Origin of the sequence: Moorena sp. SIO4A1 (assembly GCF_010672065.1) — a bacterium.
In the GTDB taxonomy this organism is placed as follows: Bacteria; Cyanobacteriota; Cyanobacteriia; order Cyanobacteriales; family Coleofasciculaceae; genus Moorena.
The window spans coordinates 1-1,538 of sequence record NZ_JAAHHX010000650.1; the positions used below are offsets into that span (position 1 = coordinate 1).

Consider the following 1,538-nt stretch of genomic DNA (forward strand, 5'->3'; position numbering starts at 1 on the left):
ACTCTTGGCTTGATGTAAAACAACCACCGCTCAATCGCGTTCAGAGCCATTGGCTTCGGTCACCAAAACTCCAATCATCAAACCTTGGGAATCAACCACTATGTGCCTCTTACGGCCTTTAACTTTTTTGCCACCGTCATGGGCCGTAGACTTCCCCCTTTTTTCCGTTGTCTTCACTGACATAGAATCAGCGATTCGGGCAAAGCCCGACGCGAAGCGAACGCAACGGTGGAATCCGAATCCCGCCCCATTGTCCAAAGGAGGAGGTAACGTAGTTGATCGTGAATTTTTTGCCAGATCCCTTTGGGTTGCCATTTTTGAAAGTAGCCATAGACCGTGGTGTGAGGTGGTAAGTCATGAGGCAGCATTTCCCACGCTTCTTCCACTGCGTTGAACATAGAAGATGGCGTTCATAATCTCGCGCAGGTCTACGGTTCTTGGATGCCCAAATCCTTTGGGTAAAAGCAGCAATGGTTCAAGCACCATACATTCGGCATCACTTAAGTCACGTGGGATAAGGTTGACGTTGAGCAAAGCGCGATCGCAGGCAAACGACTCATCGGGAGCAGGGTAAGAACTCGGCTTATCTTAGGTTAAAGCCTACATCGCCAAACACATGAGGCTTCTTTAGATTCTCTTTACGAATTAGCTCTGAAGCTAGCCAATTTATTGGCAGGAATTGGGGTTTATCAGGACTTTGAAGAGTTTTTGCCTCTCCTGAAAGACCCAGACAACGAAATGATTTTAACCACTGCCTATCAGTTAGCTAACCTCTATACGAGTACTCGCAACATTACCACTGCCGTGGAACGAGCCACAAAAGTGGTGTTTGCCTTGAAAACTTATGCTCGTTATGACTCTAGTGGGGAAAAGATAGATGCACAGATTACTGATGGCATTGACACGGTCTTGACTCTTTATCATAACCAACTCAAACATGGCGTAGACGTCTACAGAAACTATGACGATTCTTTGCCAGTTATCCGGTGCTATCCTGATGAACTCAATCAAGTCTGGACGAATCTGATTCACAATGCTCTCCAAGCTATGGAGAACAAGGGGACTTTAACCATTAATGTGAGGCAGCAAGATGACCAAATCAAGGTCAGCATTACTGACACTGGCAAAGGGATTCCTCCTGAAATTCAGCCCAAAATCTTTCAGCCGTTCTTTACCACGAAAGCCGCTGGAGAAGGCAGTGGTTTGGGATTAGATATTGTTAGGAAAATTGTAGAGAAACATCACGGACACATGGAGGTGGAGTCCGTACCTGGTGAAACTACCTTTACAGTTTCCCTACCGATTCAGCAGCCACAGCCGATGGCTGAGGAGGTACATTGAGATGATGAACCTGAAACTGTTATTTGGACAGGATTGCTGGGGAACTTTATAAGTGTAGCTAGTTATAAGTGTAGCTAGTTATAAGTTTAGCTAGTTCATAAACAATGGTCCAAGGAAAAAAAACCCGGTCTAGGCAAGAGCGGGGAGTGTCAAAACTGTGACTAGTTGCAGTCCATGTCATTAAATCATCCATAGTA

2 protein-coding genes and 1 pseudogene are annotated in these 1,538 nt (G+C 45.6%); 1 reads left to right on the forward strand and 2 read right to left on the reverse strand.

Annotated elements, in window-relative coordinates; all coding sequences use genetic code 11:
* Positions 1 to 30: 30 nt before the first annotated feature.
* Positions 31 to 315, reverse strand: coding sequence for a transposase (locus tag F6K53_RS41545; RefSeq protein WP_293086231.1), 285 nt, complete (start codon positions 313 to 315; stop codon positions 31 to 33).
* 11 nt (positions 316 to 326) lie between these two features.
* Positions 327 to 398 (reverse strand): annotated as a pseudogene (locus tag F6K53_RS46325) (hypothetical protein); the annotation flags it as partial.
* 271 nt (positions 399 to 669) lie between these two features.
* On the opposite strand from F6K53_RS46325, the gene F6K53_RS41550 reads away from it, so the two are divergent.
* A complete protein-coding gene (locus tag F6K53_RS41550) occupies positions 670 to 1,341 on the forward strand; it encodes an ATP-binding protein (protein ID WP_366511438.1) in 672 nt (223 codons plus the stop codon).
* The last annotated feature ends 197 nt before the right edge of the window (positions 1,342 to 1,538 follow it).

Coding starts and splice junctions, on each gene's coding strand:
- F6K53_RS41545 (WP_293086231.1), bottom strand. CDS start 315: ATGGCAACCCAAAGGGATCTGGCAAAAAATTCACGATCAACTACGTTA.